Source organism: Oleiphilus sp. HI0123 (genome assembly GCF_001635315.1).
Genome location: NZ_LWGE01000200.1, coordinates 1 through 14,112, shown reverse-complemented (window position 1 = coordinate 14,112; position 14,112 = coordinate 1). Strand labels below are relative to the sequence as shown.

The 14,112-nt window shown below is 44.7% G+C and carries 17 protein-coding genes; 10 read left to right on the top strand and 7 right to left on the bottom strand.

Annotated elements, in window-relative coordinates:
• Positions 1 to 126: 126 nt before the first annotated feature.
• The 6 genes from A3761_RS01900 to A3761_RS01875 all read right to left on the bottom strand — a co-directional run bounded on the left by A3761_RS01900 (position 127) and on the right by A3761_RS01875 (position 5,465).
• On the bottom strand, positions 127 to 1,671 hold the full coding sequence (locus A3761_RS01900; RefSeq protein ID WP_068553996.1) for an RNA polymerase factor sigma-54: 1,545 nt from the start codon (positions 1,669 to 1,671) through the stop codon (positions 127 to 129).
• Positions 1,672 to 1,981: 310 nt separating this feature from the next.
• The gene (gene lptB, locus A3761_RS01895) at positions 1,982 to 2,707 is read right to left on the bottom strand and encodes an LPS export ABC transporter ATP-binding protein (protein WP_068511164.1); all 726 of its coding nucleotides are present in this window, start codon (positions 2,705 to 2,707) and stop codon (positions 1,982 to 1,984) included.
• A gap of 12 nt (positions 2,708 to 2,719) precedes the next feature.
• Complete coding sequence (gene lptA, locus A3761_RS01890) at positions 2,720 to 3,328, bottom strand: lipopolysaccharide transport periplasmic protein LptA (protein ID WP_068511162.1); 609 nt, start codon at positions 3,326 to 3,328, stop codon at positions 2,720 to 2,722.
• Positions 3,312 to 3,881 (bottom strand): LPS export ABC transporter periplasmic protein LptC, encoded by a 570-nt coding sequence (gene lptC / locus A3761_RS01885; protein WP_068553988.1) that lies wholly within the window; start codon positions 3,879 to 3,881, stop codon positions 3,312 to 3,314. The genes lptA and lptC overlap by 17 nt, the downstream gene beginning before the upstream one ends.
• 18 nt (positions 3,882 to 3,899) lie before the next feature.
• Positions 3,900 to 4,442: an HAD family hydrolase gene (locus A3761_RS01880; RefSeq protein ID WP_068511157.1), complete on the bottom strand. Its 543-nt coding sequence runs from the start codon at positions 4,440 to 4,442 to the stop codon at positions 3,900 to 3,902.
• 45 nt (positions 4,443 to 4,487) lie between these two features.
• A complete protein-coding gene (locus tag A3761_RS01875; protein WP_068511153.1) occupies positions 4,488 to 5,465 on the bottom strand; it encodes a calcium/sodium antiporter in 978 nt (325 codons plus the stop codon).
• Between the two features lie 249 nt (positions 5,466 to 5,714).
• Between A3761_RS01875 and A3761_RS01870 the strand changes: the two genes are divergently transcribed.
• The 10 genes from A3761_RS01870 to A3761_RS01825 all read left to right on the top strand — a co-directional run bounded on the left by A3761_RS01870 (position 5,715) and on the right by A3761_RS01825 (position 13,518).
• On the top strand, positions 5,715 to 6,509 hold the full coding sequence (locus A3761_RS01870; protein WP_197469856.1) for an ABC transporter ATP-binding protein: 795 nt from the start codon (positions 5,715 to 5,717) through the stop codon (positions 6,507 to 6,509).
• A gap of 32 nt (positions 6,510 to 6,541) precedes the next feature.
• Entirely contained in the window at positions 6,542 to 7,324 is a 783-nt protein-coding gene (mlaE, locus tag A3761_RS01865; protein WP_068553984.1) for a lipid asymmetry maintenance ABC transporter permease subunit MlaE, read from the top strand.
• A 46-nt stretch (positions 7,325 to 7,370) separates the two neighbouring features.
• Complete coding sequence (gene mlaD / locus A3761_RS01860; RefSeq protein ID WP_068509377.1) at positions 7,371 to 7,829, top strand: outer membrane lipid asymmetry maintenance protein MlaD; 459 nt, start codon at positions 7,371 to 7,373, stop codon at positions 7,827 to 7,829.
• Between the two features lie 71 nt (positions 7,830 to 7,900).
• A complete protein-coding gene (locus tag A3761_RS01855) occupies positions 7,901 to 8,620 on the top strand; it encodes a phospholipid-binding protein MlaC (protein WP_068511147.1) in 720 nt (239 codons plus the stop codon).
• A 1-nt stretch (position 8,621) separates the two neighbouring features.
• Positions 8,622 to 8,945 (top strand): lipid asymmetry maintenance protein MlaB, encoded by a 324-nt coding sequence (locus tag A3761_RS01850; protein ID WP_068511145.1) that lies wholly within the window; start codon positions 8,622 to 8,624, stop codon positions 8,943 to 8,945.
• A 221-nt stretch (positions 8,946 to 9,166) separates the two neighbouring features.
• Positions 9,167 to 9,406, top strand: a complete 240-nt coding sequence (locus A3761_RS01845) for a BolA family protein (protein ID WP_068511143.1) — start codon at positions 9,167 to 9,169, stop codon at positions 9,404 to 9,406.
• Positions 9,407 to 9,466: 60 nt separating this feature from the next.
• Positions 9,467 to 10,729 carry a UDP-N-acetylglucosamine 1-carboxyvinyltransferase gene (gene murA, locus A3761_RS01840; RefSeq protein ID WP_068553165.1) on the top strand — a complete coding sequence of 421 codons (1,263 nt, stop codon included), beginning with the start codon at positions 9,467 to 9,469 and terminating at the stop codon, positions 10,727 to 10,729.
• 26 nt (positions 10,730 to 10,755) lie between these two features.
• Positions 10,756 to 11,388, top strand: coding sequence for an ATP phosphoribosyltransferase (gene hisG, locus A3761_RS01835; RefSeq protein ID WP_068511138.1), 633 nt, complete (start codon positions 10,756 to 10,758; stop codon positions 11,386 to 11,388).
• A 48-nt stretch (positions 11,389 to 11,436) separates the two neighbouring features.
• Entirely contained in the window at positions 11,437 to 12,741 is a 1,305-nt protein-coding gene (hisD, locus tag A3761_RS01830) for a histidinol dehydrogenase (RefSeq protein ID WP_369808150.1), read from the top strand.
• 15 nt (positions 12,742 to 12,756) lie between these two features.
• Positions 12,757 to 13,518 carry a Nif3-like dinuclear metal center hexameric protein gene (locus A3761_RS01825; RefSeq protein ID WP_068511135.1) on the top strand — a complete coding sequence of 254 codons (762 nt, stop codon included), beginning with the start codon at positions 12,757 to 12,759 and terminating at the stop codon, positions 13,516 to 13,518.
• A 4-nt stretch (positions 13,519 to 13,522) separates the two neighbouring features.
• Here A3761_RS01825 and A3761_RS01820 read toward each other — a convergent pair whose 3' ends face one another.
• Positions 13,523 to 14,020: a YhcB family protein gene (locus A3761_RS01820; RefSeq protein WP_068642351.1), complete on the bottom strand. Its 498-nt coding sequence runs from the start codon at positions 14,018 to 14,020 to the stop codon at positions 13,523 to 13,525.
• Positions 14,021 to 14,112: the final 92 nt, after the last annotated feature.

The window sequence follows — 14,112 nt, the reverse complement described above, 5'->3', positions numbered from 1 at the left end:
ATGGCCAGTGATATTTAATTGCATAGTATTCTCCTATCATCGTTATTTTTAGCGAGAGTTGAATATTGACTCACTTTTCGCTTATCAAATCAACTTGCTGCAGGCAGCAAGTTATCAAATATTGTATTAAACCAATCTTTTTCTTTCGTTCGATGGGGGGATCGACATCGCTTCGCGGTATTTTGCGATAGTGCGGCGGGCGACGTTAATTCCTTGCTCTTTCAACAAGTCGGCAATCTTGCTATCGCTAAGAGGTTTTTTAGGGTTTTCTGCTGATATTAACTTCTTAATAATTGCGCGAATCGCTGTTGACGAGCACTCTCCGCCAGTAGTTGTGCTGACGTGGCTTGAGAAAAAGTATTTGAGTTCAAATATGCCTCGTGGCGTATGCATGTACTTTTGTGTTGTCACACGAGATATGGTGGACTCATGCATTTCTACCGCTTCAGCAATATCATGTAAAATCAGCGGCTTCATCGCTTCATCACCATAGTCAAGGAAGCCTTGTTGGTGAGCTACTATCTTACTTGCCACTTTTAGAAGCGTCTCGTTACGACTTTGTAGGCTTTTAATAAACCACTTTGCTTCTTGAAGTTGATCCTTCATAAAGGTGTTGTCGTTACTGGAGTCAGCTCTCTTTATAAACGAAGCATAATTTGCATTGACCCTTATTTTTGGCGCAATCTCTGGGTTGAGCTCAACTTTCCAGCGTCCTTTTTCTTTCTTTACGACGACATCTGGCACAATGTACTCAGGCTCGGAAGAAGCAATGGATTCACCTGGTTTAGGGTTCAAAGACTGAATTAGAGAGATAACCTCTTTCAGTTCATGCTCTTTAAGGCGGCTGCGTCGCATTAGTTGAGCGTAGTCTCTTGATCCTAATAAGTTCAGGTAGTGGCTGATTACAAGCTTTGCTTGTGGTAGCCAGGGCGTATCTTTTGGTAGCTGGCGTAACTGTAGCAGCAAACAGTCGGGCAGGTCTTTGGCAAATACCCCAGGTGGATCAAAGTGCTGCACGCGTTTTAAGACGGCTTCAACTTCATCTAATTCAACCGGGTCTTCGTCATCTGAGTTGTGCAGCCCCTCGTGTATCTCTTCAACGGTATTCGTTAGGTAGCCGTCTGTATCAGTTGCGTCGATTAATGACATCGCAATGTATCGGTCGCGATCAGACATGGGGGTAAGGTTAAGTTGCCAATCTAGATGATCTGCAAGAGACTCGGTAGCAGCGTTTCTTTGTTCGAAGGCATTGTTGTCATCTTCGGGAGCGGGACCACTGGGCGCATTGTTTGTATATATGTCATCCCAAGCCGTATCAACAGGCAGATCTTCCGGTATAGTATCTGACCACTCTTCACTAGGCGTGTCGGCTTCATTGCTAGCAGGTGCTTCGCTCGAACTGGTGTCTGTACTACTGCTTTGTTGGTTGTCCTGAGAGGCGTACTCGTTGCCATCATTTTGATGACTTTCATTCTGATTTTCTTGTTTATCACTTGTATTTCCAGGCTCGTTGTTATCGTCCTGGAGTTCGAGCATAGGATTAGATTCCAATGCTTCTTGTATTTCGTTTTGAAGGTCAAGAGTCGACAATTGTAGCAAGCGGATTGCTTGCTGCAATTGAGGTGTCATTGTCAGTTGTTGACCGAGCTTTAATTGGAGAGAAACCTTCATGTTCATGAGGATGTCACCAACTTAAGACTTAAATTTTGAATCATGTATTGTCGCTTATTATATTTTGCGGAAATGGTCGCTGTGAATAAACGTATTTATATTTACTTCATTTACACAAGTGTAGTGCGAAGATAGCAAAGTGTGAAACAAATAAAAGTATATTTACGTTACCAGCCTACAAATAATTGTTTTAGATCAAGTTATCGTCTTGTTGACGTGAAAATTGCATGCTACTCATTTCTAAGCTGAAAGTCATGCTTAATTGTTTGTATATGCTGTTCGAATCGAATGCTATGAACTAGCCACTGGCTTATAATTTGAATTGATTGCCCAAGTAGACTTGTTTGACCTTTTCATTATTCAGAATGTCTTCAGCACTTCCTGAAGCAATGATATGGCCATCACCAACAATATAGGCTTTTTCACAAATATCCAGCGTTTCTCTAACGTTGTGATCGGTTATGAGTACGCCGATATTTTTACTTTTAAGGTGAGAGACGATTGACTTGATGTCGTTGACCGATATTGGGTCGACACCTGCGAAGGGCTCATCGAGTAGAATGAAGTCAGGCTCCATTGCTAAAGCTCTGGCTATTTCCACTCGCCTACGTTCACCGCCTGACAAGGCCATGCCAAGACTATCTTTGATGTGAGTGATGTGAAACTCTTCGAGTAAGGCTTCCATTCTTTGTCGCCTTTCGCTGCGAGAAAGATCTTTTCTAATCTCTAGTACCGCCAGGATATTGTCTCGAACACTTAACTTTCTAAATATTGAAGCTTCCTGGGGCAGGTAGCCGACACCGTTTCGTGCCCTATCATGCATAGCCATGGATGATAGGTCGGTATCATTAACTGATATCTTGCCTTTATCATGCTTAACCAGGCCTACAATCATATAGAAACAAGTGGTCTTACCAGCACCGTTAGGGCCGAGCAGCCCGATCACTTCACCGCTGTTGATAGTCAGGGAAACATCTTTAACTATTTGGCGTTTATCATAGGCCTTGGCTAGGTTTTCTGCTTTTAAAGTTTTCATTGTTGCTCAGGTCTATTGCTTTTGCTCGGCACCGGACTCGGCATTTGGAGCAGGTTCGAGTGGCAGTTTGTTTTCGTTTTCTGGAGAACCTTTTATTAGTGGCACTTCAGTATTTTCCGATGCGGTCTCGGCATTAGGGTAGTAATGAATTTTAACTCGAGACCCTTGGGTCTGATCTCCCTTGGCGCGTATAGCTCTTCGTACAATGTCGTACTCTATTTCTTCACCTGAAAAGGAGTTGTCTTGTTGTACTAACTTAGCTTGGCCGGAAAAACGTAACAAGTTGTCTTTTGCAATATAAGTAATAGAGCTGCCATAGCCATGAGTGTTCGGGCTATCGGCGCTTACTTGTTGTACAAAGTGTGCTGGCTGGCCAGAGGCCTGGATGGTTGTAATGCTGCGATTTGTCGCCTTTACAGAAATATTATCTGCTTCTAGGCGAGATAAACCTTGGGAGATTATGACATTGCCGGTATAGGTTGACGTGCCATTCTGGTCGTCAAGGCTAGCCTGGTCTGACTCTATGGATATTGGAAGTTTACTGCTCGGGTCGATTGCAAAACAAAAAGCAGGCAAAAGGGTTAACAGGGTGGCACGGAGCAAGCTATTTATTGAAGGCATACTGTCCTCTGACATTGCTAAGGAGTTCAATGCGTTTTTCATTAAGCCAGCCGTTTAAGCCGGTTGCTTGAATGACGCTTTGATCTTTCCTAATGGTAACGGCTTGGTTTGATGAGATAAAGGCCTGTTTTCGGTCTATCGATATTTGATCGCTTTCAATGCTCCATGTTTTATCGCTGGGGATAATCTGCTCGATGATGACATTTCCGGAAAGCATTAGTGTATCGCTGTCTGGCTGGATTTCACCATTGTTGGCACTAAGTTGAATTATTTCTCCCTGTTCATTTGAGAGTGTCGCCTCAATGTGCTCGATATCGATTTGGTCAGATTGTGCGTAAAATAATGCGCTTTTACTTTGTAAGTTGGTTGAGAAGCCTTTGTCATCATATAGCGTAAATCTTGCGCCTTCGACGAATGCAGCGGGCCTGTCTGTACCTGCTTCTGATGCGCTTTTTTGGGTATCTTTTATCTTTTCTTCAGAAAATAAAAGTAGACCCAGTGCAAGGCAGGCTAGGGCAATGATTAAAGGTCTGTAATGGCTCGGGTTAAGCATAAATAGCCTGTTTTGAGTCTAAGATAAATAGCTCTGGTGGTACGCTTCCAGAAGTCCTTTAGCTTCCAGGATAAGGTCAGAAACTTCACGGACAGCACCTTGGCCGCCAGGGGTTTGAGTGCAATGTGCTGCATGCTTTTTAATAAGGCTATGCGCATTGGGAACTGTGATGCCTAGCTGCACGCTGGTGATTGCAGATAAGTCAGGTAAGTCATCGCCCACGTAACATATTTGGTCAAAGGAAATACCGAGTTCTTCGCTAATTTCACCTAGGGCAATTTTTTTGTCTTCTCTTCCTTGAAGGATGTTTTTAATGCCAAGGTCTTTTGCGCGCCTCGCCGTTAGTGCTGAGGTTCGACCTGTGATAATAGCGACTTCGATATCATGCTTCATTAGTGCTTTAATTCCTTGGCCATCAAGAATATTAAAGGCTTTTAGTTCGTCTCCTTGTGCAGAGAAATAAACACTGCCGCTAGTCATGACGCCGTCAACATCGAGTGCGACGAGTTTAATACTGGCTGCTTTATCTGCAATGTTTTTTGGAAGTGCGTTAAAAGTCATGTTGGTGGCCCTAAAGTCTTAGTTGTGAAGTTGAAGGTGTTGTAACTAGGCAAGTACAGTTTGTTCGTACAATACATAAAGGTAGCCACCATAGATAGCAAGTAATAGCGTGCCGGCTACCGGTCCAAGGCTGTTCTTCTTGGTTGCGTGCTTGATATAAACCATGGCAGCGAGCCCGAAGGTCAGGGCAAACATGAGAGCGTAGTCTCGGAATAGTGTCTCTTCACTAATCGGGATGCCACCCTGTGAGATTGGGTGAAGAAATGCAGGAATTGCTAGCACTGCTAATAGATTAAACAAGTTTGAGCCGATAATGTTTCCCAAGGCAAGGTCGTGATGGCCTTTAAGGGCGCTTGCAATGGAGGCTGCAAGTTCGGGTAGGCTGGTTCCAATGGCAACAATCGTTAAGCCGATGATGATTTTGCTCACGCCGAGCTCGGTAGCGATGCCAACTGCCCCCCAAACCAAAAGCTTTGAACTGGCGAGCAATAGAGCAATACTTATAGCTAGAAGAATGTAGGCTTTTTTTGCAGAGATGGATCTGCTGTCTTCTATTTCATCGATTTCTCCCGCGGGTGCGTTTTGAAGTTTGGCGAGAGCAATGAGTGAAATAAACAAAATTATAGATAGTGCAACACCGTCGAGTGCATCCAGCATGCCGTCACTGAGTAATAGGGTGGCCAAGAAAGTCGCGACCATGAGTACCGGGAACTCAACCTTCAGAATTGCCTTTTTAAGGGGGATGGCCGAGACCAGTGCTGTTGCGCCAAGTACTAGGGCAATGTTTGCGATATTCGAACCGATCGCATTTCCTACCGCAAGGTGACTTGCATTGTCTAGTGCTGCAGTACCTGAAACAATTAATTCGGGAGCTGAGGTGCCGAAGGCAACAACTGTTAAGCCGATCATCATCGGTGTCATGCCAAGGTTGAGCGCTGTAGCGACGGCGCCACTGACGAATCGGTCAGCACTCCAAATAAGAACAATAAGCCCGAGGATAATTGCTAAAGAAAATAGAAGCATAGGTTAGTATCTAATCAATGTTTTTTCTAGGGGTGTAATGAAGGGCCTTAGTATACCTATTAGTGAAGATATCGCCAGGTATTGCAAGCAAGTGATTATGTCCAATTTGTAATTGCAAAGCAATTTGATGAAGATGAGAATTAAGTACAAATAAATTGCTAAATTTCCTTGGCTCTATGAGGCAGCTTTGTTTAAATAGCCAAGCAATGCGTCAGTCGGTGGCGAATTTACTAGGTTTAGGGATAATCTATCTTGGATTCATATATAACAATTAATAATCTCCATTTTGTCAGAGGGCATCGAAGTATTTTCAATGGTGCGACCTTGCATATCCCTCGTGGAAAAGTTACCGCAATAATGGGGCCTAGTGGAACCGGAAAGACTACTCTGCTGAGATTGATTGGCGGTCAGTTACGGCCTGCAAGCGGTGAGATACTGGTTGACGGAGTCGATGTTAGCAAACTCAAGCGGAAAGATTTGTTTGAGGCTCGGCAGAAAATGGGGATGCTCTTTCAAAGTGGGGCGCTTTTTTCTGACCTGAGCGTTTATGAAAATGTTGCATTCCCGCTACGTGAGCACACTAACCTGCCTGAGGATATCATTCGAGATATCGTCTTGATGAAGCTTCATGCAGTAGGCTTACGTGGTACGCGTGAAATGATGCCTTCCGAATTGTCGGGCGGCATGACGCGTCGAGTAGCTCTGGCAAGAACCATTGCTTTGGACCCCGAATTAATTTTGTATGATGAACCTTTTGCAGGTCAGGACCCTATTGCGATGGGAGTGCTGGTTCAATTGATTCGCTTGCTTAATGATGCATTAGGCTTAACGAGCGTGCTGGTTTCGCATGATATTACAGAGTCCCTAAGCATCTGTGATCATGCTGTAATCTTGGCTGACGGTGTTGTCATTGGTGAAGGTTCTCCAGAGGAGCTAAAAACCTCAGGCTCTCCGCTGGTAAAGCAGTTTCTTAACGGTTTGCCTGATGGCCCTGTTCCTTTTCATTACCCGGCTACAGATTTTCGTAGCGAATTGTTAGGGTAGCCCATAGTTCCTTCAAGTGTGAGATTAGCTTAGTGATTGATTTTTTTGTTCAATATGGACGTAAGGGAATAGATTTTTGGGCGGCGATGGGGCGTTCGGGGATTTTCTTGCTCCGTGCTATTTTCGGTTTAACGCCAAACCTCAAAGGCTTTCGCCTTCTGGTCAAACAGTTATATCACGTCGGAGTGTTGTCGCTTGTTATTATTATTGTATCCGGCTTGTTTATCGGTATGGTGCTTGCTTTACAGGGCTACAGCATTCTTGTCGATTATGGCTCAGAACAAGCTGTTGGGCAGATGGTTGCCTTAACACTGGTTAGAGAGCTGGGGCCGGTGGTGACAGCGTTACTGTTCGCTGGCCGCGCAGGTTCAGCTTTAACGGCAGAAATTGGCCTGATGAAGGCTACCGAGCAGCTCAGTAGTATGGAAATGATGGGTGTTGACCCCTTAAAGTGCGTTATTGCACCGCGCTTGTGGGCTGGTTTTATCTCGATGCCGCTTCTGGCTGCAATCTTTAGTATGGTTGGTGTTTTTGGCGGTTTGCTCGTTGGCGTAGACTGGTTGGGCGTTTACGAGGGGTCGTTTTGGGCTAATATGCAGGGCTCGGTAGAGTTTCGTGAAGATATTGTAAATGGCATTATCAAGAGTGTTGTGTTTGGATTGGTCTGTACATGGATAGCAGTGTTCCAAGGATACGATAGTATTCCGACATCAGAAGGGATTAGTATAGCTACCACTAAAACCGTCGTATATTCATCGCTAGCGGTGCTTGGCTTGGACTTCCTACTAACAGCGGTAATGTTTAGCTCTTTCTAAACAATTATTTAAAATAAACTAAACTTTTTAGGGAAAATGACGTCATATGTATGAGAGAACAATAGAAGCGGCTGTAGGGGTATTTATGATAGCCGGATTCGCTGCCTTGGCGTTTTTGGCAATACAAGTGAGTGGTTTAACAAGCGATTCGGCGCGTGATACCTACAAAATATATGCCCAATTTGACGACCTAGGCGGTCTCGCTGTTAGAGGACGGGTGTCATTATCTGGTGTAACGGTTGGAAAGGTTAGCGGGATCAGTCTTGATGAGCAGTCTTACACAGCGCTGGTAGAGATGGAAATATATTCATCTGTTGATCAGCTGTCAGCAGATAGTGTCGCATCGATTCAGACGGCCGGTTTACTGGGAGAGAAGTATGTTGATCTCAGTGTTGGTGGGGAAGAAGAGCTATTGAAAGACGGCGATACCATTTTTGATACGCAGTCTGCGATGAATTTAGAGAAAATTATTGGTGCGTTCGCCTCGGGCCAGATAGATCTCTAATTAATGGTGTAATGACTAGTTTTGGGTAGCTCCTATCCTGGTTCACTTCTATTTGATAAGAATTTAACGTTATGAATAAAGCATTTAAGTTGGTTACTCTTTGGCTGGTTTTGGCGCTTGGTATTGCAGCAGCTCAAGTATCTTACGCAGCGACCACGACCGCAAGTCAGGGTCTGGAGTCTGAAGAAATCAGGCTGACTGTTGAGAAAAATGTTACTGAAGTGTTGGAATTATTTAAGGTAGAAAGGGAATACTACGAAACTGATCCAGAGCGCTTTTTAGCGAGTATGGATGGTGCACTAAATAAAATAGTGGACTTTCGTCGTATCGCTGCACGTGTCATGGGAAAGTATGGCCGCAGGGCTTCTAAGGAACAAAAAAATCGATTTGTTTCGGTTTTTAAAGATAGTTTGTATACGACCTATACCAAAACATTGGTGGAAAGTGGTGTCTTTGATATCAAAGTAACAAAAGCCAAGCTTAATAGCCGTAGTGATAAGAAAGCTGTGGTTGATATGCAAGTGATAACAGATAATGGCACTGTGCTGCCGGTTGCTTATTCGATGTATTTAAATAAAGAAAATCAGTGGCTGATGGAAAACGTAATTGTTTTCGGTGTCAACGTTGGTTTGGCCTTCAGGGATCGTTTTGCTCTTCAATATAGGAAAAGCAAAGGCGACCTCGACTTAGTTATTGATGGGTGGAGTGTCGACCTAGATATTAAGAAACCTGACGGTACTGATATTATCATTACTAAGCCAGAAACGGCTTCTGTAGCCGAGGGTGCCTAAGGTGATATCTATTTCACGCAAGGAAGGTAGTCAGGGCGATATGCTTGAAGCATCACTTGCTGGTTCGTTATCAGAGCGTGAGGCTCGTGAGGCAAAATCATTGCTTCTGAGCTTTGTTCAGGAGTCTTCCTCGGAACACAAGTCTGTTAAAATTGATGTATCTGGCGTAGAGAGTGTCAGTAGTATTGTCGTGGCCATTCTGCTGAGTGGTTTACGTGCCGCTAACAAGCACTCTTGCGTATTATCTTATGTCAATCTTCCTGAATATTTGTTTAATATGGCGCGCGTTGGTGGTGTTGAATCGATCTTGGCGGGCGCTGAATAGCTCTCTGGTGGATCTGCTTAGCCTTTTGCTCTCTAATTAGTGTCTAGAGCTTGGTCTTTTATTAAGGCTATATTGCTCGTTATTCTTGCATGCTTTGTAATAAAGCGGCTTTAGTCCCTTCTGCGATTCCTGTATGATACCGCCTTTTTACGCATGCCTTTTTGTCATGTGTAGCGATATTATTATTTTTCAATCATTAATTAACTGGGTAGTGGGCGAGTATGCAAGCATCAGAAGTTGAAAAGCTAATTCTTGATCAAATGGACGATGTCGAAGTAAGGGTAGAGTCTGACGGTTATCACTACCAGGTTACAGCGATAGGCGAGGTCTTCGCTGGCCTAAGCCCCGTAAAAAAACAGCAGCTAATCTACGCATGCCTTAATAAATATATAATTGATGGGACGATACACGCGGTCATCATCAAAACCTATACTCCCCAAGAGTGGGCTGAAAAAGCTTAGTCTTTTGTTTAGGCATATCTCAGTAGACAAATTTAACAAATACATAGAAGGATGCTTATCGTGGATAAGTTATTAATTGGTGGTGGTGTAAAGCTTGACGGTGATATTCGTATCTCTGGCGCTAAGAATGCAGCTTTGCCCATTCTGGCTGCAGCTTTGTTGGCTGATGAACCCGTTACTGTTGGCAATCTTCCTCATTTACACGACGTCACGACGATGATTGAGTTGATGGGACGCATGGGGGTTGAGTTGATGATCGACGAAAAAATGAGTGTCGAGATAAATGCGTCAACTATTAAAGAACTAACTGCTCCTTATGAGCTGGTTAAAACCATGCGAGCGTCTATTTTGGTACTTGGTCCTTTGCTTGCTCATTTCGGTCGGGCGGAAGTATCTTTGCCTGGAGGTTGTGCGATAGGAAGTCGACCAGTGGACTTGCACCTGCGCGGTCTCGAAGCAATGGGGGCCGATATACAGGTCGAAGATGGCTATATTAGAGCTTCTAGCAATGGTCGGCTTAAAGGTGCAAACATCTTTCTTGATACGGTAACTGTAACGGGTACTGAAAACCTGATGATGGCTGCCGCTTTGGCTGAGGGTAAAACCATCCTGAATAACGCTGCACGAGAACCTGAAGTCGTTGACTTGGGTGAGTGTCTGAATGCGATGGGAGCTGATGTTAAAGGTCACGGTACCGCAACGATTGAAATTAATGGCGTTGCATCCTTAAAAGGTTGTCATTATGACGTGCTGCCAGATCGTATTGAAACAGGTACTTACCTTTGTGCTGCCGCTGCGACCTGTGGCCGCGTAAAGCTTAAAGACACACGTGCTGATTTGTTGGAAGCAGTTCTGGTCAAGCTTAAGGAAGCCGGGGCACACATTACCACAGGGAAAGACTGGATTGAGCTGGATATGAAGGGTAAGCGCCCTAAAGCTGTATCAGTGAAAACTGCACCTTATCCCGGGTTTCCAACTGATATGCAGGCACAGTTTGCATCGATGAATTGCGTAGCAGAAGGCACAGGTTCAATTACAGAAACAGTATTTGAAAACCGTTTTATGCATATTCACGAGTTAATGCGCATGGGGGCTGACGTTAAGCTCGAAGGCAACACTGCGATCATTACCGGGGTTGAGCAATTACATGCTGCGCCTATTATGGCAACTGACCTTCGTGCCTCTGCTTCATTGGTAATTGCGGGGCTTGTTGCGAAAGGTGATACGCTTGTTGATCGTATTTACCATGTTGATCGTGGTTACGAATGCATTGAAGAAAAACTGCAGCTACTGGGTGCAAAAATAAAGCGCCTGCCTAGTTAGACGGTGAAGTTTAAGAGTAAAAAATTATGTCAGAGAATCTAATAATTGCTTTGTCAAAAGGGCGNATCTTGAAAGAGACGCTTCCGCTGATTAAAGAGGCTGGAATCGAGCCGCTAGAAGATGTCACCAGTAGTCGAAAGCTGATTTTTGATACCACTGTAGAGAATGTGAAAATGATTATTCTCCGGGCCACCGATGTGCCTTCATATGTTCAATTCGGCGGCGCAGATATCGGTGTTACCGGAAAAGATGTCCTAATGGAACATGGCGCGGATGGCCTATACGAGCCATTAGATTTAGGTATTGCCAAATGCAAGTTAATGACTGCTGCGAAAAAAGGTAGTGTTAGCCCTAAGGGAAGAATTCGTGTTGCCACTAAGTTTGTAAACCTGGCTAAAGCATTCTATTCGCAGCAAGGTATTCAGACTGACATCATCAAGCTGTATGGGGCGATGGAGTTGGCGCCCCTATTAGATTTAGCTGATGAAATTGTCGATATCGTCGATACCGGAAATACCCTAAAAGCAAATGGCTTGGAGCCAAGGGAAATGATTCACCCTGATATTACAACTCGTCTTGTTGTGAATCGTGCGTCAATGAAAATGAAGCACGCACAAATTCAACCAATTATTGAAAAAATGAAGAAAGCCGTTAAATAAAGCTATCAAAGCTGACCTTCGGTGAGTTATGACTATTAACACAGGAAAATCTCAATGGTAGATATTAAACGTTTATCCAGTACTGATGATAATTTTGAAGCTGCTGTAAAGCAATTGGTTGCATGGGATGATCAGCTTGATCATGACGTTCATGCGACGGTCAAAACGATTCTGGATGACGTTAAATCTACTGGCGACGATGCCTTGGTTAAATACACTTCTAAGTTTGATGGTTTGAGTGTTGGAAGTGCCTCTGAGCTAGAGATTCCAAAGGCACGCTTAATGGAAGCGCTTCAAAGCCTACCTACCGATCAAAAGCAGGCTTTGGAGATCTCTGCACAGCGGGTAAAAGGCTATCACGAAAAACAGAATCAGGGTTCTTGGGACTTTACTGAAGTGGATGGCACGCGCCTTGGCCAGCGAGTAGTACCACTTGATAAGGCAGGTTTGTATGTGCCAGGTGGTAAAGCGGCTTATCCTTCGTCTGTTTTGATGAATGCTATTCCTGCAAAGGTAGCAGGTGTGCCTGAGGTCATCATGGTGGTGCCAACACCTAAGGGTGAAGTTAACGAGCTTGTATTGGCAGCTGCGGCGCTTTCCGGCGTCGACCGTGTCTTCACTATTGGGGGTGCTCAAGCGGTTGCAGCCTTAGCTTACGGTACAGCGACTGTTCCAGCAGTCGACAAAATTGTTGGGCCAGGAAATATTTTTGTGGCGACCGCCAAGCGAGAAGTATTTGGTACCGTTGGTATTGATATGATTGCCGGTCCTTCAGAGATTCTTGTGATTTGCGATGGGAAAACTGACCCAGACTGGATTGCAATGGACCTGTTTTCACAGGCAGAGCATGATGAAAACGCTCAGCCTATTTTGATATCACAAGACGAGCAGTTTTTAGATCAGGTTGAAGCCAGTATTAGCAAATTGTTGCCAACGATGGAGCGTGAGGAAATAATCACAGCATCGCTGGTATCCAGGGCAGCATTCATTAAGGTCGACTCTCTGAGCCAAGCGGCTCATGTTAGCAACCTGATAGCACCTGAACACCTGGAGTTATCAGTAGAAGATCCCGATGCCTTGTTGACAGAGATTCGCCATGCAGGCGCAATCTTTATGGGCCGCTATACCGCCGAAGCGCTTGGTGACTATTGTGCTGGACCTAACCATGTATTACCAACTTCTGGAACTGCACGCTTTTCTTCGCCTCTAGGTGTGTACGATTTCCAGAAACGCTCTTCGATTTTGCACTTCTCAGCAGAGGGTGCAAGTGAGTTAGGGAAGGTGGCATCGGTACTTGCTCGTGGTGAAGGATTGACAGCCCACGCTCGTTCCGCTGAATATCGCATCAAGTAGCTTAGGTCCGTAATCATGTCGGTTAACTTACAAGAATTGAGTACCTATCTTCAGCAATATTTATCGGTTGATAAGATTAAGGACTATTGCCCGAACGGTATCCAGGTAGAAGGTCGAGCTTCTGTTAAGCGAATCGTTGGTGGAGTAACCGCCTCCCAAGCATTAATAGATGCGGCAGTAGAGCAGAATGCTTGTGCTATTTTGGTTCATCATGGTTACTTTTGGAAAGGTGAAGCTCAGCCTATTACGGGTATTAAGAAAAAGAGAATTAAGCAGTTACTTGTCAACGACATTAGTCTCTTAGCTTACCACCTACCTGTCGATATTCATGCAGAGTGTGGAAATAACGCTCAGCTCGCGCTGCGTCTTGGTATCGATATAACGGGGCCACTGGAACTCGGAAACCCGCGTTCTGTGGGGCAGGTTGGTCGCTTAGATAAGGCGGTCACAGTTGAGCAGTTTTCCGAGCATGTGACTAACAAGCTAGGTCGCCAATGCGAGTTTGTTGGTGAGCCTAACCGGTTAATACAGAATATTGGGTTTTGTACTGGTGCAGCCCAGGGGATGATTGACCTTGCAGTGAGTCAGAACCTTGATGCTTACCTAAGTGGTGAGATATCCGAGCCAACCGTTCACGTCGCAAGAGAAACCGGGGTCGCCTATTTCGCCGCAGGCCATCATGCGACCGAGAAAGGGGGGATTCAAGCACTTGGGCAACATTTACAGGAAAAGTTTGATATCGAGTTTGAGTTTATCGATATCGATAATCCAGTTTAATGGCCTAGATTCTTGGTGGCTCTTTAACAAGCAGCTCTTCTTCTTGCTCCGAGCTAACTTCTTTTTTAGTAATGCCATAAGTTTCTGACAGTGTGCCTGTGTCGGCGTCGCTATTCTTTGGAGCATAGTCCATAGGTGGTGTGTAAACTTCAGCGCGGGGTTTCTGTGCAGCACTATCAGTACTTGCGTTAGATTGGCCGATTGCTAGAAAATCTTCAGCTTGCTCTTCATTGCACAAGCGGCTTGCGCCTTTAGCGAGCTGCTCATGCACCTCTCGGTAGCTTTTATTGAGGGTGTGTACAGCTTGCGCGGTATCCATAAAGTGTTCACTGACCTCAGCCTGGTACTTTTCATGACGAGCCTGTAGCTCGGCTAATTTTTGTTCCAAACGTTTATTCTTACTTGCTTCGCCTTGGACAGATCGATGAAAGACCGCTCCCACGACAATGCCTAAAAAGAACAGACCCACACCCGACAGAAGTTGAATCATTGTTTCGCTCACAGACTACTCTCACTCTTATGGCTAACTAGAAATGTTAGTTATATAAAAAACTAAAATATAATAGATTGATACTAAAACCTCTTTAGTCTGAA

Bases quoted from the DNA above. Each gene is read 5' to 3' on its own strand.
- A3761_RS01900 (WP_068553996.1), bottom strand. From the start codon at position 1,671: ATGAAGGTTTCTCTCCAATTAAAGCTCGGTCAACAACTGACAATGACA.
- lptB (WP_068511164.1), bottom strand. From the start codon at position 2,707: ATGAAAACTTTAAAAGCAGAAAACCTAGCCAAGGCCTATGATAAACGC.
- lptA (WP_068511162.1), bottom strand. From the start codon at position 3,328: ATGCCTTCAATAAATAGCTTGCTCCGTGCCACCCTGTTAACCCTTTTG.
- lptC (WP_068553988.1), bottom strand. From the start codon at position 3,881: ATGCTTAACCCGAGCCATTACAGACCTTTAATCATTGCCCTAGCCTGC.
- A3761_RS01880 (WP_068511157.1), bottom strand. From the start codon at position 4,442: ATGACTTTTAACGCACTTCCAAAAAACATTGCAGATAAAGCAGCCAGT.
- A3761_RS01875 (WP_068511153.1), bottom strand. From the start codon at position 5,465: ATGCTTCTATTTTCTTTAGCAATTATCCTCGGGCTTATTGTTCTTATT.
- mlaD (WP_068509377.1), top strand. From the start codon at position 7,371: ATGTATGAGAGAACAATAGAAGCGGCTGTAGGGGTATTTATGATAGCC.
- A3761_RS01855 (WP_068511147.1), top strand. From the start codon at position 7,901: ATGAATAAAGCATTTAAGTTGGTTACTCTTTGGCTGGTTTTGGCGCTT.
- A3761_RS01845 (WP_068511143.1), top strand. From the start codon at position 9,167: ATGCAAGCATCAGAAGTTGAAAAGCTAATTCTTGATCAAATGGACGAT.
- A3761_RS01825 (WP_068511135.1), top strand. From the start codon at position 12,757: ATGTCGGTTAACTTACAAGAATTGAGTACCTATCTTCAGCAATATTTA.